General features: G+C 44.8%; 23 protein-coding genes, 1 tRNA gene, 1 rRNA gene and 1 pseudogene. 2 read left to right on the top strand and 24 right to left on the bottom strand.

The features are described 5' to 3' along the window. Nucleotides 1-66: 66 nt before the first annotated feature. The 13 genes from AB5150_RS06240 to AB5150_RS06180 all read right to left on the bottom strand — a co-directional run bounded on the left by AB5150_RS06240 (nt 67) and on the right by AB5150_RS06180 (nt 12,108). Nucleotides 67-1,545: a DUF6034 family protein gene (locus AB5150_RS06240; RefSeq protein WP_368291503.1), complete on the bottom strand. Its 1,479-nt coding sequence runs from the start codon at nt 1,543-1,545 to the stop codon at nt 67-69. A gap of 173 nt (nt 1,546-1,718) precedes the next feature. Then, nucleotides 1,719-1,997 carry a hypothetical protein gene (locus AB5150_RS06235; protein ID WP_015533590.1) on the bottom strand — a complete coding sequence of 93 codons (279 nt, stop codon included), beginning with the start codon at nt 1,995-1,997 and terminating at the stop codon, nt 1,719-1,721. Nucleotides 1,998-2,043: 46 nt separating this feature from the next. Then, nucleotides 2,044-2,499, bottom strand: a complete 456-nt coding sequence (locus AB5150_RS06230; RefSeq protein ID WP_173795917.1) for a threonine/serine exporter family protein — start codon at nt 2,497-2,499, stop codon at nt 2,044-2,046. An 18-nt stretch (nt 2,500-2,517) separates the two neighbouring features. Further along, nucleotides 2,518-3,330: a threonine/serine exporter family protein gene (locus tag AB5150_RS06225; protein WP_368291502.1), complete on the bottom strand. Its 813-nt coding sequence runs from the start codon at nt 3,328-3,330 to the stop codon at nt 2,518-2,520. Nucleotides 3,331-3,372: 42 nt separating this feature from the next. Next, entirely contained in the window at nt 3,373-4,020 is a 648-nt protein-coding gene (locus AB5150_RS06220) for a DUF6709 family protein (protein ID WP_055273242.1), read from the bottom strand. A 29-nt stretch (nt 4,021-4,049) separates the two neighbouring features. Next, on the bottom strand, nt 4,050-4,793 hold the full coding sequence (gene truA / locus AB5150_RS06215; protein WP_055222922.1) for a tRNA pseudouridine(38-40) synthase TruA: 744 nt from the start codon (nt 4,791-4,793) through the stop codon (nt 4,050-4,052). Further along, nucleotides 4,787-5,431 carry a sugar O-acetyltransferase gene (locus AB5150_RS06210; RefSeq protein ID WP_173795915.1) on the bottom strand — a complete coding sequence of 215 codons (645 nt, stop codon included), beginning with the start codon at nt 5,429-5,431 and terminating at the stop codon, nt 4,787-4,789. The genes truA and AB5150_RS06210 overlap by 7 nt, the downstream gene beginning before the upstream one ends. Nucleotides 5,432-5,800: 369 nt before the next feature. Beyond that, a complete protein-coding gene (locus tag AB5150_RS06205; RefSeq protein WP_368291501.1) occupies nt 5,801-6,547 on the bottom strand; it encodes a hemolysin III family protein in 747 nt (248 codons plus the stop codon). Between the two features lie 122 nt (nt 6,548-6,669). After that, the gene (locus tag AB5150_RS06200; RefSeq protein ID WP_349822868.1) at nt 6,670-8,268 is read right to left on the bottom strand and encodes a hypothetical protein; all 1,599 of its coding nucleotides are present in this window, start codon (nt 8,266-8,268) and stop codon (nt 6,670-6,672) included. Next, nucleotides 8,265-8,975, bottom strand: a complete 711-nt coding sequence (locus tag AB5150_RS06195) for an ABC transporter ATP-binding protein (protein ID WP_015533583.1) — start codon at nt 8,973-8,975, stop codon at nt 8,265-8,267. The genes AB5150_RS06200 and AB5150_RS06195 overlap by 4 nt, the downstream gene beginning before the upstream one ends. 60 nt (nt 8,976-9,035) lie before the next feature. Further along, nucleotides 9,036-10,478: an MATE family efflux transporter gene (locus AB5150_RS06190; RefSeq protein ID WP_015533582.1), complete on the bottom strand. Its 1,443-nt coding sequence runs from the start codon at nt 10,476-10,478 to the stop codon at nt 9,036-9,038. Between the two features lie 207 nt (nt 10,479-10,685). After that, nucleotides 10,686-11,234, bottom strand: coding sequence for a hypothetical protein (locus tag AB5150_RS06185; protein WP_015533581.1), 549 nt, complete (start codon nt 11,232-11,234; stop codon nt 10,686-10,688). Nucleotides 11,235-11,268: 34 nt separating this feature from the next. Then, complete coding sequence (locus AB5150_RS06180) at nt 11,269-12,108, bottom strand: ATP-binding protein (RefSeq protein WP_055147605.1); 840 nt, start codon at nt 12,106-12,108, stop codon at nt 11,269-11,271. 145 nt (nt 12,109-12,253) lie between these two features. Here AB5150_RS06180 and AB5150_RS06175 point away from each other — a divergent pair, with 145 nt between their 5' ends. Continuing rightward, nucleotides 12,254-12,940, top strand: a complete 687-nt coding sequence (locus tag AB5150_RS06175; protein WP_349093291.1) for a Crp/Fnr family transcriptional regulator — start codon at nt 12,254-12,256, stop codon at nt 12,938-12,940. 104 nt (nt 12,941-13,044) lie between these two features. After that, the gene (locus AB5150_RS06170; protein ID WP_015533578.1) at nt 13,045-13,281 is read left to right on the top strand and encodes a hypothetical protein; all 237 of its coding nucleotides are present in this window, start codon (nt 13,045-13,047) and stop codon (nt 13,279-13,281) included. Between the two features lie 89 nt (nt 13,282-13,370). On the opposite strand, the pseudogene AB5150_RS06165 reads toward AB5150_RS06170, so the two are convergent. The 11 genes and pseudogenes from AB5150_RS06165 to AB5150_RS06115 form a co-directional block, all read right to left on the bottom strand. Then, a pseudogene (locus AB5150_RS06165) lies at nt 13,371-14,126 on the bottom strand (ATP-binding cassette domain-containing protein); the annotation flags it as partial. Between the two features lie 44 nt (nt 14,127-14,170). Next, complete coding sequence (locus tag AB5150_RS06160) at nt 14,171-15,322, bottom strand: DNA/RNA non-specific endonuclease (protein ID WP_368291499.1); 1,152 nt, start codon at nt 15,320-15,322, stop codon at nt 14,171-14,173. Nucleotides 15,323-15,580: 258 nt separating this feature from the next. After that, complete coding sequence (locus tag AB5150_RS06155; protein WP_055147620.1) at nt 15,581-16,039, bottom strand: ferritin-like domain-containing protein; 459 nt, start codon at nt 16,037-16,039, stop codon at nt 15,581-15,583. 222 nt (nt 16,040-16,261) lie between these two features. Further along, the gene (locus AB5150_RS06150; RefSeq protein ID WP_015533575.1) at nt 16,262-17,041 is read right to left on the bottom strand and encodes a DUF3169 family protein; all 780 of its coding nucleotides are present in this window, start codon (nt 17,039-17,041) and stop codon (nt 16,262-16,264) included. Nucleotides 17,042-17,096: 55 nt separating this feature from the next. Next, complete coding sequence (locus tag AB5150_RS06145; RefSeq protein WP_055147626.1) at nt 17,097-17,306, bottom strand: helix-turn-helix transcriptional regulator; 210 nt, start codon at nt 17,304-17,306, stop codon at nt 17,097-17,099. 50 nt (nt 17,307-17,356) lie between these two features. Next, entirely contained in the window at nt 17,357-18,169 is an 813-nt protein-coding gene (locus AB5150_RS06140) for a hypothetical protein (protein ID WP_368291498.1), read from the bottom strand. 261 nt (nt 18,170-18,430) lie between these two features. After that, nucleotides 18,431-19,585: a glycoside hydrolase family 32 protein gene (locus tag AB5150_RS06135; RefSeq protein WP_368291496.1), complete on the bottom strand. Its 1,155-nt coding sequence runs from the start codon at nt 19,583-19,585 to the stop codon at nt 18,431-18,433. Next, complete coding sequence (locus tag AB5150_RS06130) at nt 19,566-19,712, bottom strand: hypothetical protein (RefSeq protein WP_368291495.1); 147 nt, start codon at nt 19,710-19,712, stop codon at nt 19,566-19,568. The genes AB5150_RS06135 and AB5150_RS06130 overlap by 20 nt, the downstream gene beginning before the upstream one ends. Before the next feature lie 46 nt (nt 19,713-19,758). Further along, a complete protein-coding gene (cysK, locus tag AB5150_RS06125) occupies nt 19,759-20,664 on the bottom strand; it encodes a cysteine synthase A (protein WP_055147632.1) in 906 nt (301 codons plus the stop codon). Nucleotides 20,665-20,849: 185 nt separating this feature from the next. Beyond that, nucleotides 20,850-20,920: transfer RNA gene (locus AB5150_RS06120), tRNA-Trp, on the bottom strand. Nucleotides 20,921-21,144: 224 nt separating this feature from the next. Further along, nucleotides 21,145-21,282 (bottom strand): 23S ribosomal RNA (locus AB5150_RS06115); the annotation flags it as partial.

The following is a 21,282-nucleotide window of genomic DNA, read 5'->3' as shown; positions in this document are numbered from 1 at the left end:
ATCTTCCTCCTTGTCATTTCGCAAATATTCATATATTAGACATTTCATCTGACCATATCAGCACATTTATTTTGATATGGTTTTTGTTCCTGCCCCAGTCTCCGGGTCTGTTCCGTACCATGTCTCAAGACATTTTGCAGTCTCAATTATATCTACACAGCTTCCATCCACTGCGTTTATGTACACAAGCTGCACTATATTATCGTATGCGCCATGCTCCTCTGAGATGTCATTATTTTCAGACTGGGTCAGTACCCATGCCGGTATGTACACAAGCTTTTCTCCATCCTGTATACAGGGAACATACATAAATTCCACATTGTTAAACCGCACCTCTGAATAGGCGGTAGGATATTTTTCATAATATTCCACTATGCTCTCGTCAGCCTTATTCACCATATCTTCCCAGCTTAGGAGATCCACCTTTTCCCTGACAAATGAATCCGTATCCGTACTTAAGGTTGCTCTCACATTAAACACTCCGCTGTCATCCACACATACGAATATCCTGTCACCCTCGTACATGACGTAACCATTTTTATTCTTCAGGTTATCCACTCCTGTCGGGTCTATATAGGCAGTATCCACTCCGCCAATCTGTATTCCAAATTCGAACATGTACCCATTCTTTTCAGCTTTTATAATTTCAAATCCGCTGTCCAGCCACGACCTCACCACAGCCTGACTTCCGCATTTTGCCATTCCGGATATTCCCATCCTATCCAGAAATGCCTGAGCTTCATGCTCTGCTGTATTTTCATCTATCCCACATTTATTTTCCTGGTCTTCAATATCGCCGCCAAAATAGTTTTGCCCGGCGGTCTCCGTCATCACTGCATCTTCCACATCTGCAAGATATTTCTGCTCCTGATCACCCGCCGGCTCATATACTATGCTTACCCTGCCAGATGCATCTGCTGTGTCATCCCCGGATATCCACAGGCTGTACTGTTCACCGTCATGCTGGCCTATGTATATCTTATTTGTCGTATATTCTCTGACCGGCGTATACGAATCGGGGGCTTCCTTCATCCGATTCTTCGTCTCTGCTATGTCACTCTCATATATCTCCGCAACATCCTGCTGCCCTTCTTCCAGCGCCTGCTGCCTGTACACCTCTATGAGGTCTATCTCCTTCTGTATCTCCTCCTTCGTCATATTCTCGTCGCCGTCATCACGGCAATATATTCCCTGGTCTTTGTCAAATACACTCTCCACCATGTCCTGTATCCTCGACGTATCCATCCTCATCCTGTCAAAGCTTACAGTATACGCCCTGTCCACATTTGCAACCTGTATGTCATCATCCACAAGACTTATCTCCGAAAGCTTTGAATGACCGGTATCAAATGTTAGATCACAGCTATCAGGAACGCCAAGCCTTATACCGAGTGGTCCTCCGCCATGATCCTCCTCAATGGAATCACCATATATGTATTCTGTCCTGCCCTCATCACCGCTCGACCTGTTCTCACAGCCACATATGCCACATACGGCAAGTACAGACATGACCAGCGCAGTTTTCCGCCACGAATTTCCTGACATTTTCTGCCTCCCTTCACATTAAACTTCAGAAATGTCTCTGCTCATAATGTATTGTAAAATGGGTGTACATTAAGAAACAATTGCCGGGAACTTTAAGATATTCTTAAGACGAAAAAATCCCTTCCGTATGATGTACCTAATCATACGGAAGGGATCTATAATCCACATTATATTTAGAATTTGAAAAACATCAGCAGGAGTATGATTCCCACAAGCGTGAGTGCCGCTCCCACCAGAAAGGCTATCTTAAACCACTTCTCATCACCTGTCACCCTGTCAAATGTATCATCCTCAACCTCAACAAAGCTGAGTGCCGTCATGGTCATAAGCCCAAGTCCGGTAAAAATCGCAGATGAAGCAGGTATCCTTATGGCCGGTATAACCCACAATATAAAATATACTACATCACATCCAAGCAATATAAACAGCTTTTTTCCATACTTCTCAAGCATAACCCTCGATCTCCTTAATATAACACTTAACCTGTATCATAACACCTTATATGTGTTTACTCAAGCTTTCCGACTTTTTGTTCTTAAGCCTCCTTATTATGTCATCACATCCACAGACTGCGCTTATTCCCACCGCAATCCCCAGCACGAACAGCATTGTGGAATTGCCATATGCGCTTGCGGCCTTCCAGTCTGAATCAAATGCCGCGCTCAGTGTGTAATAGAGCGGAGCCCCCGGCAGAAGCGGAATGAGTCCGACTATAAGATACTGATTTGCCGGTGCTTTCATGACCCTTGCCGCTATCTCAGCATATATGGCAGCCCACAGGCTTGCCGCAAGAGATGGAATAAATACGTCATCTATGATATTTCTGACCAGAATGTATACTATCCATGTGCACATTCCATTGACCGCCGCCGGTATCACATTCCGCCTGCCAAGATTGAACATAAGCGCAAATCCCAGTGATCCCAGAAGCGCAGTGATTATCTGTACCGCCATTTGCCATTCCTCCTGTTGTTATCTGCAGATAAATACCGCCAATGCAAATCCGCAGGCTATGCCTGCCGCCCACAGCACTGACTCAACCAGTCTCAGGCTTCCAGTTATCGTATCACCGACAAACATGTCCTTCACTGCATTTGTCAGCGCAAGTCCCGGGATCAGCAGCATTATATCTCCTATCATGACCTTGTCCTCATGTATTGGAAGCACGTTCCCCGCCAGTCCTATCAATACACCCGTGGCAAATGAACACAGGAAATTAAACAGTATGTTGTTGGTACATATCGGGGCGAAATACATCTGCATCAGCCATATCCCCACAGCAAATGCCGCCGCCATAGCTCCATCAAGTATGGTTCCGCCGAAGAATACCGCAAGCGCCCCCGCCGCCAGCACGCTTCCCACGCACACCCGGAGTCTCGGCGCTGATGCCTGCTCTATCTCTTCAATTCGTTCTTTCAGGCCCTCAGTGGCTAGTGGCTGTCTGCAATACTCTCTGCTCAGGGCATTTATCCGCTCCAGCTTCCAGAAGTCCGTCTTTGTCCCATCCCTGGTTCCTCTGGTCATGGAGCACACCGATCCATCCGGCATGTTCATGGTACATACCAGAGTGGATGTAATAGCAAATACGTCCATACGCTCTGCTCCATAAGCAGCTCCCATTCGTCTGAGTGTATCCTCCACTCTCTTCACCTCCGAGCCATTCCGGATCATCATGGCTCCCACATCCATGAACAGGCCGAGCATTTTCACATCCTCCGGACTTCCCTGAGGCATATCCCGCAGCTTCTCCATTCCGCTGTGCCTGTCAATATCCGCCATACCCATATGCCACCATCCTTTTTGTACAGATATACCTCATGCCATTATCTATCTCATTGGAACCTGCTGGAAGTACTGGTGTCTTCTCTCATCCACCATTTTCTCCAGTTCCTTCTGATTGTGGTTATATATCTTATTTATCTCATCGTTGTATCCTATTATTATGTATGGAACCATGCTTTCTATGTATGCAAGGGTGTCATCACAGTCCTTCTCCTTCCTCATCGGAAGCGCCATTCCGCTGCCATCATTCAGCCTGACCTCGATCTGGTAAGACTTACCCGCCTTAATTCCGTACACTTTGTTCTGGTTTATGAGCTTATATACCCACATAAGCTCCCTGGTCTCGGCAAAATTCACCGTGTCACCCTTGATATACATGAAGAACTCGTTATTTAATCTGAGGCCATTCACTGCAGCACCTGATCTGTAAAACTGCTCTATCCTCTCCATCTCATATTCAGGATTTGGCTTCTTCTTGCAGTAATCCAGTACGTCTCTTATGTTGCTCTGCCTTATTGCCAGGGATACAAACCATGCCGCAAATGCGAGGAACATCGCGGATCCAAGCCCTATCCATATCGATCCTTCATCTACCCCCATTGCTGCAGCAACACCGGAGATTCCGATTGCTGCAAATATCACTGCTCCAATAATACATTTTATCCTGTACTTTGTTCCAAGCTTCTTTATCATCTGTTTTAACCCCATTTTCTTAATTGTATTCAGTCATATTCCACCTTCATCAGGCAAAGTCCATGTGGAGGCGCCGTAGGCCCCGCCAGCTGCCTGTCCATCCCGGCTATGATCTCAGGAATATGCTCCGCACTCATATTCCCATATCCAACATCTACCAGTGTTCCGGTCAGTATCCTCACCATGTTCTGCAAAAAGCCATTTCCATGGAATCTCATGTGGACGTAGTCTCCCTCCTTGACTATATCCACATCGTATATGGTTCTGACCGTGGATTTCTTCATCTTATTGTTGCCACAAAAAGATCTGAAATCATGCTTTCCGACAAGATACGATGCAGCCTTTTTCATCACATCCACATCAAGTGCACTGCCCTGCGGCACACACCACACATAATTTCTGTCAAATACAGGTTTCTCAGCACCTACATACAGCGTGTATTCGTAGACTTTACCGGTTGCATTCAACCTTGCATGAAACCTGTCCCCGGCCACAGCAACATCAAGCGCGCAGATATCCGCAGGCAGATATCTGTTCAGATAATCTTTTATCTCTTCCGGAGTCTTATCTGTTTCTAGCCTTCCGTTCGCCACCATGGCTCTGGCATGCACTCCCGCATCAGTCCTGCCTGCACCATGGATGTCGACCTTTGCGTCGACCATCCTGGTTAGGACCGCCTCTATTCGCCCCTCCACTGTATCCGCATTTGTCTTGCTCTCCCAGCCGTGATAACGTGTGCCATCATAGCTGAAAGTAAATCTGTAATTTACCATATGTCCTCTCCAGGGACCTGCTCGCCTGTGTCTGCCTCAAATTCCTTTACCTGTTCAAGCCAATATTGCTTATCTTTTTCTGTTATCGGTCTTATGACTTTACATGGATTTCCAGCAGCTATCACACCATCCGGAATATCCTTTGTGACAACCGACCCTGAGCCTATGACAACATTTGAACCTATGGTCACACCCGGATTGATGACCGTATTGCCGCCGATCCATACATTATCGCCTATTGTGACCGGCTTGCCAAGCTCCACACCGGCATTTCTGATCATCGCATCTATCGGATGACTTGCGCAGTATATATTGACCCTTGGTCCCAGAAATGCATGATCTCCAATGATGACGTCACACTGATCCAGAACTATCAGCCCTGTATTTGCATAGAAATAGTCTCCCACATGTATATTTGTTCCATAGTCGCAGTAAAATGGCGGCTCTATGTAACACTCCTTTCCCATGTGTGCGAATAATTTTCCAAGATACTCGCCGGTTCTTGTCATTGTCTCAGACCTCGGAGCACCATTGAACTTATCAACCAGATCCTTCGCCTTCCCCTCCGGATCCCAGTCCACACATTTATATAACTTGCCAGCTTTCATTCTGCCAAACATTTTCTCTACTCTATCCATAGAATTTTCTCCTCGTATTATAATATTTACTCATCATGTTTATATCTGACTAAAAGATACCATTCTTTATGGCTGCAATCAACCGCAAATATAATTACTCGTAAATCGAATCCAATATAAGCAATAAACTGCTATCGTTAACAGAAAAACTGCTCTCCAGATATTATAATAAGCCGCGTGCCTGTATTCTGAATCGATAGCGTAATCGACTGAACTTCAGCGCTTATTGCCGGAGCGGCGCGCACAAACGCCCTTATCGTGCGCAGAGCGCAGTGCAAATATAAGCAAGCTGAAGTGACGGAAGATTAGTGTGATTCAGAATACAGGCACACGGCTTATTATGTCTGGAGAGCATTTTTTCGTCCGTCCTCAATACACATAAAGGTACATCCCAAACCAATGCAGCGCAGCCCCCAGCATCACAAAGATATGCCAGATAAAGTGCGCCCCCTTGGTGTCCTTCACAAATGGAATCATGCCAAGCGTATAGACAACACCTCCGCCCACGATCCATCCCAGAAGCGGCTTGTCATTTCTGAACCAGCCCGGAATGAACATGATAGCACTCCATCCGATAACGAAGTACAGCGTATAGTGTATCGGTCTGAACCTGCCCGGTCCGAACACACATATGATGGTGATCCCCGCTATGATGAGCGCCCACTGCACACAGAACAACACTATTCCAAGCACATTTCCCCAGTACACAAGGTACAGTGGAGCAAATGTTCCGCCTATCAGCAGATATATCGAGGAATAGTCAAATCTTCTCCAGAGCCGCTTGACTGCCAGACCGGATTTGTATGAGTGATACAGACAGCTCATGAGAAACATCAATATCAGTGATATTCCATAAAAACACGATGCCATCACTTTGAGTCCTGTGTCTGACTTCAGGAGAAGAAGGACAAAGCCGGCTATGGCAAGCCCTGCTCCTATTCCGTGGGTAACAGCATTTCCCACCTCCTCAAGCACGGTGAGCTTTGGCGGCTCATTTAATTCCTTGTAGTGCTGCCTTTTTGCTCTTTTTGCCTCTTTCTTCTCTTCTTTTCTTTTCTCTTTGTCCAGTTCAGCTTTCTGCTGACTGCTCATGTCTGAATTCTTGATTTGTGCCATATTTTAATTTTGAACTTCTTTCTATCTATAATTTATACTGCTATCTATAATCTACACTGTCTTACAACCGCAGTCTCCAGCTCCCGTGCAGAGTACAGCCCTGGGATCATCATCGCAGACCGCTAAAGTGCCTCAAACACCTGCACCCCGCGTCTCTTCAGCCATATCCTAAACAAAACTGCAGCGGCTGCCGTCAATGCAGTGCTTATTGCTAGATACATTGTCGCTCCGGTAAAACCTCCGAATAACAAATATCCCACCACAAGTACAATAATATACACAAAATTAGATAAAAGAGCAACAAGTACACCCATGCTCTGCTTCACGACTGATGCTTCCGACGTCCAGTCAAGCTTTGGCATCTTGAGATTGACTGCAAGCCCTATGTATGCAGTCAAGCACACATAAAGACATGGTATCAGTAACATCATCACGCCATCTACAAGTGATGGTGTCACAAAAACAAGCATCACTATATCAAGGATCAGCGCCGGAATCAGGGTAAGTATCACATGCATCCTCAGTTTTGCCCTAAGTATCTGCCACGATGTGACTGGAAGCGAACGCACGATCCAAAGATTCTTTCCCTCCAGAGATATCGATGGTGCAGTCAGATCATTCATCGACGCGGCGGCACATACGGCTATACACGCCCCAATTATAAGTACACCATCCGGTAGTCCGGGAGTTTTCGTAATCATATCTACTACATACTGTCCTTTAACAAGACAAACCACTGCCATAGCGATCATTATCAATGTCCCCAGGGAACAGTTGAGCATATATACGGCAGATGCTGCCAGTCTTTTGAACTCTTTCTGAAGAAGTGCTGCATCCTGGCTCTGCGCCTTTGCAGCTTTTATTATATTCTTCCTTTTTGTATGTCCGGCTTTTGTCGTCACGATTCCGATGAATGTTCTCTCAAGTACCAGCCACACTGCAAGAGAGATGATCAATGTGCCTGCTGCCACAAACGCCAGCTGCAGTCCATCTCCTGTAGCCGCACGACCAATTGAATAGAGCGGATATGCAGCACCTTTTATCTTTGCACTGTATTCTCCGCTGTTTGCCAGGATCTTTGAGAGCAGCTTATTTGCATTCATGTATACAGCATAATATGCGGCTATAAATGCCAGTGACAATACAACTGTCACAAAGCTCTTATTTCTGGTCTTATTGCCTATCTTCCCCACTACCCAGCCAAGTATACATGAGAGCACCAGTATGACAAATGTCAGAAGAACCAGTACTATAATAGATGACACGACCGGCCACACACCGGGATGGGCTACTATTCCATATACTATGATACCGGGAACCATGGCGGTCACGGCGAACATCGCACCCATGATGTACACTCCTGACAGTCTTGCAAATAATATAGCCCTGACCGGGATGGGCAGTGACAGCATCAGGTCATTGTCTTTTGCCTGATACAAGCTCGCATATGTATTGAACACACTTCCTAATATACCGATGGTCAACGCCATCATAGACATCATCGCCATGTACATCCAATCAAGCCCCGCAGAACAAAGCGGCTCACACACCGAATATGCCTCCATTCCGAACATGGCTCCCATACAGCCCTGCAGCACTGCCACATAACTGATGATACCCAGAACTACAGCACCTTTGGATCTGGACTTTCCAGTCTTCCGGTCAACGAAAAATCCACTGAACAGCATCTTAAGCTGTTTCTTCATCAATATCCTTATCATGACTCACCCTCCAGATCAAGGAACACGGATTCAAGTGACTCGTCTCCCTTCACCTGCTCCATTATGCCCGCCTTCACCAGTCGTCCGCCTTTTATGATCGCCACTTTATCGCACAGCTTTTCTGCGACTTCCAATACATGTGTGGAGAAGAATATCGCCCCTCCGTCATCGCACATTTTTCTCATCATCTGCTTGAGTATATGGGAAGCCTTTGGATCGAGTCCGACAAACGGTTCATCCATGATGACAAGTTTCGGCTCATGTATCCATGCTGATATGATTGCCAGTTTCTGCTTCATACCATGGGAATACTCGGATATCAGCTGTCCTAGGTTGTCTTTTATCTCAAATGCGTCAGCATATTTGTCTATGAGCTCGTCCCTGACTTCCTCCGGCACGTCAAATATATCTGCTATAAAATTCAAATATCCGATTCCGGTCATAAAATCATACATATCTGGATTGTCAGGAATATATGCCATCTGTTTCTTGCATTCCAGCGGTTTTTCCTTTATGGACACACCATCTATAAGGATATCTCCCTCCTCAAAATTCAGGATCCCTGTACACGCTTTTATAGTGGTTGTCTTACCTGCCCCGTTGTGTCCGATGAAACCATATATCTCCCCCGGCATTATATGTAGGCTTAGATTGTCCACCGCCAACTTATCTCCATATCTCTTTGTGAGATTTTTTATTTGCAGCATATTATTTTCTCCTTTTTCAAAACAGGGGACGGAGGTACCTGACCTCTCCGTCCCCATAGATTATCGCGCTCTATGCTTATTTCGCTTCATCCTGCCCCTGAACTCATCAAGTGCCGCGCGACCAGGTCCCGTCATAGGTTTGATCCACCTTCCTTTTAACAAGTACGGTGTCAGTATGACAAATCTCAGAAGTTCATCCGTGTAAACAAATGAGAACACTGCGAGGAATGGCAACTTGAGCACCATTCCTGCTACCCATGTAGCCGGGACCGAAAACAACATCAGTCCACTGATCTCCATAACTGTTCCAACGATGGCCTCACCGCCTGCACGGAAGCACTCGTTCTGTATATAGCAGCATGTTCTGACTGCTCCGAAGAACAGATATATTATAAGCATATACTTTGTGTACATCATCGCCTCAGCCCCGAGTCCAAACAATCCAAACAGCGGATTGTGCAGCAGCATCGTGATGAGCACAATTGTGAATGTGATGGCAGGACATACCAGTGCAGCTCTCTTGGCATAGGAAAGTCCCCTGTCCAGATTACCCGCGCCAACTTCATTTCCCACGGCAACGCTGGACGCATTTGCCAGACCACCAAAGAATGCATATACAAACCCTTCACATACACGGAATGCAGCCATGGCGGCTATGGCGGAATCACTCTGATGTCCCATGACAACGTTGATTATCATCTGGCCCACGCCATAGAGGATCTCGTTGCATACGATCGGGAATGCCTTGGACGCATAGGACTTCACAAATCCCATATCAATATCAAATGCCTTTCGCGCACTGAACTTTATCTCATGCCTGCTCTTTGCAAGATACAGAATGAGCAGCGCTATGTTCACGATACCAGACACCAGTGTACCTATAGCCGCACCAGCAACTCCCATCTTGGGAGCACCAAATTTACCATAGATCAACACAAAATTTATACAAAAGTTGAGTAAAAGTGAGATGACCGAGCATACCAGTGGCACCTTCACCCTCTCCGTTGACTTAAGGAGTGCTGTAATTATTGCGGCAAATACCTGAAGCGGATAAGACCATCCAACTATTCTCATATATGGCTTCGCAAGTGCTATGATCTCTACTTTATCTGTATATATTCCAAGTATCCACCCCGGTGCAACCACAGTCACCACCGCAAATGCTATTCCAAATATTCCCGCACATATGATCGCCAGACCAAATGCCTTGTTCATTCCCTCTGGATCCTTGGCACCCCAGTATTGAGACATGAACAGAAGGGAGCAGCTGACAAATCCCCAATATGTTGAAAACAAAAGTGATCCTATCTGTGCACACACGCCAACCGCCGCAACGGCGATCTCGCCCTCACTTCCTATCATGATGGTATCAACCATACTAGCGGTGGTCGCCAGCAGATTCTGCATCGCAATAGGCACAGCAAGCACAGCCAGCATTCTGGCAAATTCTTTCCATGTCACCTTTTTATTATTTTTTACAAAGCCCGTAGCAGCACTTCCCATTTTTGTTACCTTTTCCTGTTATTATCTCTTTCATCATTTAATTTGATGCGTCCGATTATTGTACTCCCGAATAATTGTATTTGCAATGGCTTTATACCTGTAGTATGAAGTATTTTCTTATTAATTTTAACAGGCGCACCACTTTCATTCCATCTGTGATGCGCCAAGCCTTGTTATTTTCAAGTATTATATTTTTGTGTGCCATTGTTACATACTGTTGTTGGTTGACAAATCTTCAAGCTCACGCTCTACTCTCTCAAGCTCGCCGTCACTCCAGTTCTCCCCCAGTGCAAATACTGCCCTGCACACACTGAAGTTCACCTCGCCATCTGCGTTGATCTCCCCGGAGATCACTCTGTGGGATATCTTCTGAAGTGTGGAAAGTATGTCTATCCGCACGTCCGATATGACAGAAGGCTCTGCCACATTGCCATCTCTATTGCCTTCCTCGTGCTCTGTCCGTTCTTCTCTGTACACGCTCTCCCAGTCATAATCTGCAGTCCTGCCACATGGTGCACCGCATACACTGCAGTCAGGGACAATTGTATGCTTATCAGCATGCACCCTTGCGATCATCGCCTTCATGTCTGCATCAGAGATGCCAAGAGCAATATCAGACATGTGCAAACCTTCTATTATTATGTTATTTGTATCATCAGTCACATGCATCATCCCATCAGTGGCTCTCACCAGCCCTATCAGAGCACCGACCAGACGACTGCCTGTCTCAGTTGTAATTCTTATTTTATCTTCCATTGTCTTTACCTTTCATGGTGCTGTGAAGAGAATGTCAGTCAAGAATTCTTCCATCTATTGATATTGTTGCAACCTGCCATGGGATAAACTTGCCGCTGTCCTGAAGTGCCTTCTTCGCAGCCATCTCCAGTCCTCCACAACAAGGAACCTCCATACGGACTATTGTAACACTTTGTATGTCATTTCGCCTGATAATCTCTGTAAGTTTCTCTGAATAATCGACACTGTCAAGTTTCGGACAGCCGATCAGAGTCACATGTCCCTTTATGAATTTCTCGTGGAACGATGCATAGGCATAGGCTGTACAGTCCGCCGCTATAAGCAACTTTGCACCATCAAAGTATGGCGCATTTACCGGGGCAAGTTTGATCTGCACCGGCCACTGTGTGAGCTGGCTCGGGCGCTCATAATTATATATGTCACCCGCCTGCTGATTGACTGTTTTATCAGTTGTATTCTGTACGCATTCTACTGCTGCCTGTTCATATGAGCTTGCCTGTACTGCTTCACCTGAAGCTGCTGCCGGTCTCCTGAATATGCTTCTCGCCATGGAACCAGGGCAACCGGAGTGTGCCGGACTTTTTTCATGCATCACTCCTGAGCCAACCATATTTCTGGATTTTTCTGCATCGAGTCTTGCCTGTTTGTTTGCCACGACTGCCGCCTCATCATACGCAGCCGCCTCTCTCTCCACAAATGTTATGGCTCCTGTAGGACACGACGGCAGGCAGTCGCCAAGTCCATCACAATAATCGTCTCTGAGCAGCTTTGCTTTGCCGTTTACCATGCCTATAGCACCCTCATGGCACGCATTTGCACAGGCTCCACATCCATTACACTTGTCCTCGTCTATCTGTATAACTCTTCTTATCATATATATTTCCTCCAATCTTTTTCCTGCTTTTAACGTCATTATATTCAGTCAGAACATTTGTGTATGTTGAATTTTCAACATAAAAATGTTATACTTTTCAGGGACAATCCTTGTGACAAAAGAAGCGTCCCCACTAAGAGGTAATATGAACAAATACATGGACACATTATTGAAATCCAGTCTTTTTTCTGGTATTATCGCCGACGACGTTGACTCCATACTGGACTGTCTGGGTGCAATCATCAAAAAATACCAAAAAAATGAGTGTATTCTCATGGCTGGCAACACAACAGAATATATAGGATTGCTGCTTACAGGCAAAGCAATAGTCATCCAGGAGGATTACTGGGGTGGTCAAAGCGTCATGTCTGCCATCCTGCCCGGACACACTTTTGCGGAATCATATGCCTGTACCCCTGGCTCCGCACTCGACGTCAGCGTATATGCTGAAGCTGCAAGTTCTGTATTGTTTCTGAATGTTCAAAAAATGCTCACCACCTGCCCGGTAACATGTGGCAGACATAATCAGATGATAAGAAATCTCCTGTGCGATCTCGCCGGCAAGAACCTGAGGCTCGGCGAAAAATCAAAGCACATGAGCCAGAAAACAACCAGGGATAAGTTGCTCTCCTACCTGTCATCGGAGATGCACAGACATGGCAGCAACGAATTTGACATACCATTTTCCAGACAGCAGCTCGCTGACTTTCTGTCCGTGGACCGCAGTGGACTGTCTACTGAACTTGGCAGGATGAAGACTGATGGGCTGATCGACTTCCACAAATCTCATTTTGTTCTTAAGTCTCCTGCCCAGGGGTGGACTGATGTGTGATGTTGATGTATCATGTAATTAACTGTTCAGGGAAATTCATTACAGATGGGGGGATTTTCCCTGATTCAGGATTTATCAATATAATATGATAAGGAGGGATTTCAATGAAACCAATGAAAACTATCAAAGACGGATGGAACAAATTCACTGTTGTCGTAAAGGATAAAGACTACTCAACAAGAGAGGCCGTGCTTTTCGCTATCTGCACATTCCTCACAGGGCTTGTGCTCGGAATGCTCTGCTCTCCTAGAAAGAGCCAGACATTTGGCTCATACAACGGCAACTGCAGCGATGGCGGCTGTAACTGTGACTGCGATTATGATGAGGACGATTTTGAGTAGGCTGCGAACTGATAACTAATATCCCAAAGCAAAAGACAGGTGTCGATTATCTGACACCTGTCTTCTGTGTTTCACAGGATACATTTCACTTATATCTTCCAGCTAACCGCCAGCTCTCGTGAGTCTACAAATCTTCTATAGATTCCATCCTGCTTCATGAGCTCCTCGTGGGTTCCCTTCTGGGCTATTCTTCCCCGATCCACCACTACTATCTGATCCGCATGTCTTACGGTCTTGAGTCTATGGGCGATCATGATGATCGTCTTCTCCTTTGTCAGAGCGTCCACTGCAAGAGTAAGCTCCTTCTCGTTCTCAGGGTCAACATTTGCAGCCTCCACAACCTCTTCATGGGTTATCTCACCCAAATCCACATCCCAGAATCTAGCGATCAGATTGCACAGGGTTGTCTTTCCACCGCCAGATGGTCCGACGATCGCCGTCGTTGTCTTCTCCGGTATGGTGAGTGAGATTCCGTCTATTATCTTTCTCTTGTCGTAAGAGAACTCTATATTCTTAACCTCTATATCGTGATTTTCAGGATTGAGTTCCTTTCCATCTATATCCATTGTGTCAAGTCCGAGCACTACATTTGCCCTGACGCAGGCTTCATTTGCCGCATTGAGTCTCTTCGTCTGCTTGCCGGCATTCTGCATCACAGTATTTATCACAAGGAATATGGCAACTCCTGCAAGTGATACCAGCGCGATCCTCCAGTCGCAGAGCAGGATCATGAGTATGATCATGGATGTCTCGAGAAGTCCCTGAGTCGTAAGCATGACTACTCTCGTAGCCACATCTCCCAGATTCTCCATGGTATTTGCCGTGACTGATGCGATCTCGCCTATTCCTAATTTGGTTTGGGTATAACAGAATTCACCGCCAAATTCAACTACGGATTGCAGTTCTTACAAGGTTCATATCCCTCAGATATAAGCTCGTCCCTTGTGGTCGTTCTCTCAGATTTATTCGCTTCCTTCATCTGTTTCACACTCCTGCATGATGGCTTATGAAACTTACCGGTGTTGGTGTTGACTATGTATGTATCCTCATCCGCAGACTCCTTCTGGATCTCCGATGTATCACTGCCAATATCTGACTCCGTATCCTGAGTTTCTCCGATCATTCCAGCTTCTGCTGTCTGGTCATCATCTCCTTTTTCCTCTGATACTTTAGTGCTGGCATTCTCTCCCGGCACCACATAATCCGGATCCGCTTCGCTGTCCCCTGTAGCATAGTCGATTATCACGCCTGGCTGTACATTGTACACATACACATTGAAACTTACTCCTGCGCCTTTATCCTCCACGGACTCCGCCTCCATCTGCACTCCGGACGCAACCAGATTGTCTCCATCGTATACAGGTGTAACCCTGTAAAGCACATGATTTCCAGTACTTTCCACATAATCAGCTACCTCATTTTCAAATGGCAGCATGCCAGTGACATTCAGATATCTGGTTCCAGTTATCAGATTCTTTTCATTTGCATTCTCCCCGGCAAGCTGATATCCGATCAGATGGCAGCGATTATACAGATAATTGCCGTCTATACGATCATTGTATTTAACTGTATGCCACCCTGAAGGCTTTATCATACCGATCTCGCCGCGCTCCTCCGTTGGCATAATCTCCTTACAGATATTGGCATAGGCAACTCCACATCTTCCAAGAAAGTCCAGGTCGCTGTAATTCTCAAATGCCTCCGTCACCATCTCATCCTCACTGAAATAAGGCACATTGCCATTTATCTCATAATATGCCTCTCCCGAATATATGGGAATATCAGCAATCTCCATGCTCGAAGCCTGCTGATCTGCAATATTCTCAGATGCTGCCGCACTGCTTTCAGGTGACATGTTGCCGGTGTTATCTTTTTTCTCCGCAACTGTGGTATTCTCTGATTCTGAGGTATCTTCTACAGTCTCCTTCTCATATCCCTTTACCGCGGACCTGCTGCCATCCGCAATTTCTGACATACTGCACCCGGACATCAGCAATGCAAATATTGCTACATACAGTACACTGTAAAATTTTCTTTTCACGTCACATTCTCCTCTCTGAAAATGTTATCCCTGCCTATATACATCCTATTAAAATTTAGCTATCTTTTTTCCAGAATGTATAATAACATTCTACATTTTGTCATCCGTTTTGTGAATACATCCCCGCATAAAACCTCAATTCAAAACAAAGAGTTTTCACTAGCTGCTTTAACGAATCATTGCAACAAAAAAGAGGATATATACCACATGTGATACATATCCTCCTTACAATTTATGCTCCCTTGTGTAAGCTTTTCCCTACACCATTCCATTTGCGACCTTATACTTGTAGAGCATCTCCGCATGATTCTGCTCCTCGATCTGTATATCCGCCAGAAGCTTTCTCACCGCGCTCTCGCCAAATGCAAATATCTCTCCATTGTACTCGCCTGACACAAGCTTCTCTGTTCCAATACAGTCTGTTGCAAGGAACTCATCATTCTTCTTATCCTCGGAATCGTCCATCATCTTGTATGTCTGCTTTGGCTCATAATCTTTTCCATCGCTGTCATTGCAGTCACACTGTGGAACCTGTCCGTCAAGCACCTGGGTAAGTGAATCATAGTGCTTCTGCTCTTCCTTCTGTATAGTCTGGAACAGATTCTTAAGCTCAGGATCCTTCGCCTGCTCCGCATATCTTCCATATTTCTCCACACAGGACTTCTCCTGTGTCTGAAGATCCTGGATAACTGTTTTCTCTTTTTCCTTTAATATCATAGCAATACTCCTTTCGATTAAAATTCATCCCATCGCATAGATATTATTGTCCAAAATAGTACAGCTCTATTCCTACATCTCTATTTTTTTATATTTTTCTGCCTTCTGGTCATTTATATATATGTATGGCAATGAAAAATCTCAGGACCGTGTCATACAATAAAAGGCGAATGCCCTGCAATTGTCATACAGCCATCCGCCATTATATCACATATATTTATTTTATTTCTGTAGTCTCACAAACTCTCTGCAATAAGCCACATACATTACAATCAACACAAGTCCAACAGCCACTATTGGCATCACGCCTGTGTCAAATGCAAACATACTCATAAACGTAAGTATCCACATGACAAATCCTGCCTTAATTCCAGTCATAAATCCCTTCTTGGAGGATTTGGCTATCATGATAAGCTCAGCCTCGTCCGATGTGTTCTCCCAGTCACGGCGAAAATGCATATCGAATATATTTCCGCTTTTCTCCGGGTTAAGCTTCTTCTCTTCATCGATGACAAGCTTTTCAACCACACAATACAGTGCCATAGATATCAGAAATACGAGCTCAGACAGCACTGTCAGGAATGTGCCACGCCCATCACTGTACGTCCTGTCCACAGCGTATATACACACCGGAAACAACACAAGTCCAACGAACACGATGACACACGGGAGATATGAGGCAGTCGTGATCCGACTCTCTATATCCACTATCACATCCTCGTCCTCTCCGTCCCAGCCTCTGATCATCCTCTTTATCTTCCCATACATGACAAATGACACCACAAACGTCGCCAGCATGAGCACACCATATACTATAGGCAGCGTATCAGCTGTTATCCACCATATATGATCCCAGTTGATTCCATCCAATGTGTCCTTGTTCACCGCGGCAAGCCTTCCCGCCAGGAAACCTCCCAGCAGACTTGCCAGGATCATGACCGCAAATATTATATATATCTTCAGATTACTTTTCTTGTTCACTTTTTTATCAGTATCCTTCATCTCATATCCTCTTTTCATTCTATGAATTAACACGACCTTATCCATATGTCAGGAATCATTCCTTATCATCCTCGTATTGGAATATATCCTCCACGCTGACACCACATACCTTCGCGATCTTCAGTGCCAGTGTCACCGATGGGCTGTAGTCGCCCCTCTCTATCTGGCTTATCGTCTGCCTTGATGTCTGCACCAGTGCACCCATCTCCTGCTGGTTTACTCCCAGCTTCGCCCGATATTCCTTCAGCCTGTTGTACAGCGGCATCTATATCACCTCCAGCTTGTTAATCTGTATTGTCATCATAATCAGGTCCATTATCTGTTTATGCCGTCCTCTCCATCAGAGCCCAATCCTTTTATTACATTGTCCGCATCTTCAGCTTCTGCTCTGTCTGCCAGCCCATGCTCTGCATACTTATGTGTGGATGTCCCCCATATCATGGAAAAGCTTATTCCAAAACAGAATCCAATGGAAATTCCAAGCGCCAAATTGTCAAACAGCATTCCATACACTATACCAAGTGCAACACCTATGATAATTCCAAGTGGTGCGCCAGTGGTTTTATCGCGCTTACACACATATATTTTATCCCTCAAAAAGAATCCATCACTCTTCCCATCTCCAAATACATCTATCACATTCTGATACACATTGCTGTGGGCAACCTCCATCATGTCATCTGCCAGATCCTCCACCTCAGGATGAATGTAATACTTTCTAAGCTTGTATATACTGAGTACATCCTTGCCACTCTCTGGTTCAGGCGTCAACAAATCCCTAGCAATCTCTTCTTTCTCAAAAACAAAGCAGCTCCACATCTGTTTCTTCCTGAAAAATCCATACACCGGAAGCCCCTTCTTCAGACTTTCCCGGATCTCATTCTCAAGCTCATTTATATCACAGACCTCAGCCATAGCATCTCCTAGCTTGTGCTTCTTTAACATTCTTTCTGTGATCGGTGTCACGGAATACCCCTTGACCTGCGTCTTCAATTTGTCCACTGGTTGGGAGACGATCATGCCCTCAAACATAGCTTGTAGTGTTTCACAGGTAGATTTCTTATTACCTTTATCCATGCCATTTTCACTTAGATTGTCCTTTTTATTTACACCTTGCTTTTTCCTCATATCCTCATAACTCCATTTTAATTCTTACCACTAAAATCCCATTCCAAATTCAAGCTATATATATTATATATGCCAAATGACAACTATAGTTGTCATTTCTTTTACAATGGAGTATAACAAATGACAAGGAAAGTTGTCAATAACTTTTGACAACTTTCCTTGTCATCTCAATGTTGGAACGGAGGCACCTGAAACCTGGAGAACCGCCAGACTGATGCCTGGCAGTGCAACAACTAAACAATTGAGCAAGATCATCTTTTGTTAAATGATATCATACTTCTCCACATCCACGACTGCCTGTCCCTCACATAACAGCTCTATTCCATCCGCTTCAATAGGTGTATATATCGCCGTGCTCATTGTCATAGCTCCATCATTTACAAACAGTTCTATCGAATTCCTGTCCAGTATAAATCTGAGCTTTATACTATCTTGAGCCTCCTGCTGTTCATCAACCTTTCCCTTGACATCCCCGTAACATTCTGCTGATTTCACGCAGGCCCTTCTGATACACACCACATCTTTCTCAAATCCGGCAAATGTCCTGTCCATCTCTATTATATTATTTTCTCTGTCATATATAAATCGAGTATAATATCCGCTTCCCTTTGCCAGATTCACGGTAAATCTGCTGTATTTGTTTCCAGTGATTACAAATGTCACATCCAGGCTTCTTCCACTTATACCTTCCAGACTACGCCGTCCACTCACTACTTCATCTGAGTACCTGACCATATTAGCATGATACTTCTCTATCTCTCTCACTGGCTTCTGTATCAAGCGTCCATTTTTCAGAGATATCTCCCTCGGAATCGTCATCATTCCCTGCCACTTCTGTCCACCGGGTATCCACAAATTATGCCACGACTGCATCCACGCTATCATTATCCTTCTGCCATCCGGCAAAAGTGTAGTCTGAGGCGCGTAGAAATCTGTTCCATAATCAAGTGATAATGGCTCTCCACCGTCAAATTTCTTCTCACCTTTATCAAATTCTCCAACAAAATAGATAGAATTATTTCCATTGTGGAATTCATATCGCTCTGCTTTCATTCCCGTAGGCGATACGAGAAGTACATGATGATCGTCTAATTTGAAGAAATCAGGGCATTCCCATATGCCGCCCAGATCACTTTCATTCCGTGCAAGGATACTCTCAAATGTCCAGCTTTCCATATCAGCGCTCGAAAGTAATACCACAAGCCCCTTATTATCCTGATCCACACAGCCTGCAGCCATATAGTATCTGCCATCCTCAAGCCATGCCTTCGGATCTCTGAAATCCGCTCTGCTCAATCCCTCCGGCAGCATATCTCCAGTCACCACCGGGTTATTCTGTATTTTTTTATATGTAACGCCATCACCAACCGCTATGCTCTGGTTCTGCAATACCCCATCACCGTTGGGATTTTTCATAACACTGGTATATATCAGGACATGCTCTCCATCTCTTTTTCTCCTTTATACTTACATGTTTTATATTTTGCGTTCTTTCAAATAACACATTTAAATCAATAAAATAGAGACATTTCCACTGTACCATACATAGCATCTCCTGAAAATGTCCCTAAATAAATTTATTTCCTATTTTATAATAAACCTACACTGAAATATCTTTCAGCTCTGTCCGCCATCACAGTGGCTATAACTTTATCTTTCCCATATTTTTCTGCCATCTTCATAGCCGCCCATACATTTGCACCGGATGACGTACCTACAAGAAGTCCCTGTTCTTTGGCAAGTCGTCTCGCCATCTCAATGGCATCCTTATCCGCCACTTCCACCACATCTGTTACCAGTGATGTATCCAGGACATCCGGTATAAATCCATCGCCTATTCCCTGTATCTGATGGATTCCCGGGCCATCTCCATGTAGCGCTGACACTCCCTTAGGCTCAACGGCAACAATCTTCGTATCTGGATTTTTCTCCAACAGATATTTAGCTATACCTTGGAGAGTGCCTCCACTTCCAACACCAGACACATATATGTCTATCTTCTGACCAAGCTGTTCACACATCTCAACTGCTGTTGTGCGATAATGCGCATCTGGATTTGCCTGATTGACAAACTGCTGCGGCATGAAATACTTCTCTGGATCAGATTCTGCTATCTCATTTGCCTTATCAACAGCACCACCGATGCTTAGAACCGGATCCGTAAGTACCAGCTCAGCACCAAATGCCCTGATAACCTTCTTTCGCTCCTCACTCATATTCTCTGGCATCACAATTATCACTTTATAACCTTTCTGAACACCACAGAGTGCAAGCCCTATTCCGGTATTACCGCTCGTAGGCTCTATAATAGTCATTCCCGGCTTGAGTTTTCCCTCGCTCTCTGCAACCTCCAGCATATTTTTTGCGATCCTGTCTTTAATACTTCCACCAGGATTAAGGAATTCCGCCTTGGCAAATATATTGTATCCTGTCGACTTTTTCAGACACATAAGCGGAGTATTCCCTATCAGATCAAGCACATCATTGTAATACATATTAATCCCTTCTTCTCTTTACTTTATATTATAATATTTTACATATTTTTCCACCAAAGTCACTATAAAATATATAGAACTGCCTTTATATTAATGTGGTTCATTCTCCTTTTTCATAGTTTGCCATTTTCCTTCCCACTAATATAAATAAAGCCTTGAAACACTGAGTTTTCAAGGCTTTTTAGCAGGGGATGAGAGAATCGAACTCCCACCAAAGGTTTTGGAGACCCCTATCATACCATTTGACCAATCCCCTATATACAGAAAAAATTTAACACCTGTTGCAGCGTTAAATTTTCTCGGTACTTTTATTTTGTACCTTCAGAATTTCACACAGAAAGCTAGTAACCTAACCCCATCTAACAACCAACGACTGTTTCAAAGTAAACTTTATTCTTTACTGTGTATGCCTTAGATTCTGCACCTTGCAGATATCATGCACACTTGCGTATCTCCAAAGCTTATCTCTTAGAAACCTCTAAGGATAAGTCCTCGACCTATTAGTACTTCTCAGCTGAGTGCGTTACCGCACTTACACACAAAGCCTATCAACCTTGTAGTCTTCAAGGGGTCTTACTCCGAAGATGGGATATCTTATCTTGAGGGGGGCTTCACGCT

The organism is Coprococcus sp. RTP21281st1_F1_RTP21281_210402, assembly GCF_040915325.1.
Taxonomy (GTDB): Bacteria; Bacillota; Clostridia; order Lachnospirales; family Lachnospiraceae; genus Coprococcus; species Coprococcus aceti.
Note: the sequence above shows the minus strand (reverse complement) of the source record. Positions and strands in the feature narration are given on the sequence as shown.

Coding starts and splice junctions, on each gene's coding strand:
- truA (WP_055222922.1), bottom strand. CDS start 4,793: ATGGTAAATTACAGATTTACTTTCAGCTATGATGGCACACGTTATCAC.
- AB5150_RS06150 (WP_015533575.1), bottom strand. CDS start 17,041: ATGAAGGATACTGATAAAAAAGTGAACAAGAAAAGTAATCTGAAGATA.
- AB5150_RS06130 (WP_368291495.1), bottom strand. CDS start 19,712: ATGGTACAGTGGAAATGTCTCTATTTTATTGATTTAAATGTGTTATTT.
- AB5150_RS06170 (WP_015533578.1), top strand. CDS start 13,045: ATGAAACCAATGAAAACTATCAAAGACGGATGGAACAAATTCACTGTT.
- AB5150_RS06180 (WP_055147605.1), bottom strand. CDS start 12,108: ATGATAAGAAGAGTTATACAGATAGACGAGGACAAGTGTAATGGATGT.
- AB5150_RS06225 (WP_368291502.1), bottom strand. CDS start 3,330: ATGGGTATGGCGGATATTGACAGGCACAGCGGAATGGAGAAGCTGCGG.
- cysK (WP_055147632.1), bottom strand. CDS start 20,664: ATGTATTACAATGATGTGCTTGATCTGATAGGGAATACTCCGCTTATG.
- AB5150_RS06220 (WP_055273242.1), bottom strand. CDS start 4,020: ATGATAAAGAAGCTTGGAACAAAGTACAGGATAAAATGTATTATTGGA.
- AB5150_RS06210 (WP_173795915.1), bottom strand. CDS start 5,431: ATGGATAGAGTAGAGAAAATGTTTGGCAGAATGAAAGCTGGCAAGTTA.
- AB5150_RS06235 (WP_015533590.1), bottom strand. CDS start 1,997: ATGCTTGAGAAGTATGGAAAAAAGCTGTTTATATTGCTTGGATGTGAT.
- AB5150_RS06155 (WP_055147620.1), bottom strand. CDS start 16,039: ATGATATTAAAGGAAAAAGAGAAAACAGTTATCCAGGATCTTCAGACA.
- AB5150_RS06135 (WP_368291496.1), bottom strand. CDS start 19,585: ATGAAAAATCCCAACGGTGATGGGGTATTGCAGAACCAGAGCATAGCG.
- AB5150_RS06195 (WP_015533583.1), bottom strand. CDS start 8,975: ATGCTGCAAATAAAAAATCTCACAAAGAGATATGGAGATAAGTTGGCG.
- AB5150_RS06190 (WP_015533582.1), bottom strand. CDS start 10,478: ATGGGAAGTGCTGCTACGGGCTTTGTAAAAAATAATAAAAAGGTGACA.
- AB5150_RS06175 (WP_349093291.1), top strand. CDS start 12,254: ATGAACAAATACATGGACACATTATTGAAATCCAGTCTTTTTTCTGGT.
- AB5150_RS06230 (WP_173795917.1), bottom strand. CDS start 2,499: ATGGCGGTACAGATAATCACTGCGCTTCTGGGATCACTGGGATTTGCG.
- AB5150_RS06205 (WP_368291501.1), bottom strand. CDS start 6,547: ATGGCACAAATCAAGAATTCAGACATGAGCAGTCAGCAGAAAGCTGAA.
- AB5150_RS06145 (WP_055147626.1), bottom strand. CDS start 17,306: ATGCCGCTGTACAACAGGCTGAAGGAATATCGGGCGAAGCTGGGAGTA.
- AB5150_RS06240 (WP_368291503.1), bottom strand. CDS start 1,545: ATGTCAGGAAATTCGTGGCGGAAAACTGCGCTGGTCATGTCTGTACTT.
- AB5150_RS06140 (WP_368291498.1), bottom strand. CDS start 18,169: ATGAGGAAAAAGCAAGGTGTAAATAAAAAGGACAATCTAAGTGAAAAT.
- AB5150_RS06185 (WP_015533581.1), bottom strand. CDS start 11,234: ATGGAAGATAAAATAAGAATTACAACTGAGACAGGCAGTCGTCTGGTC.
- AB5150_RS06200 (WP_349822868.1), bottom strand. CDS start 8,268: ATGATAAGGATATTGATGAAGAAACAGCTTAAGATGCTGTTCAGTGGA.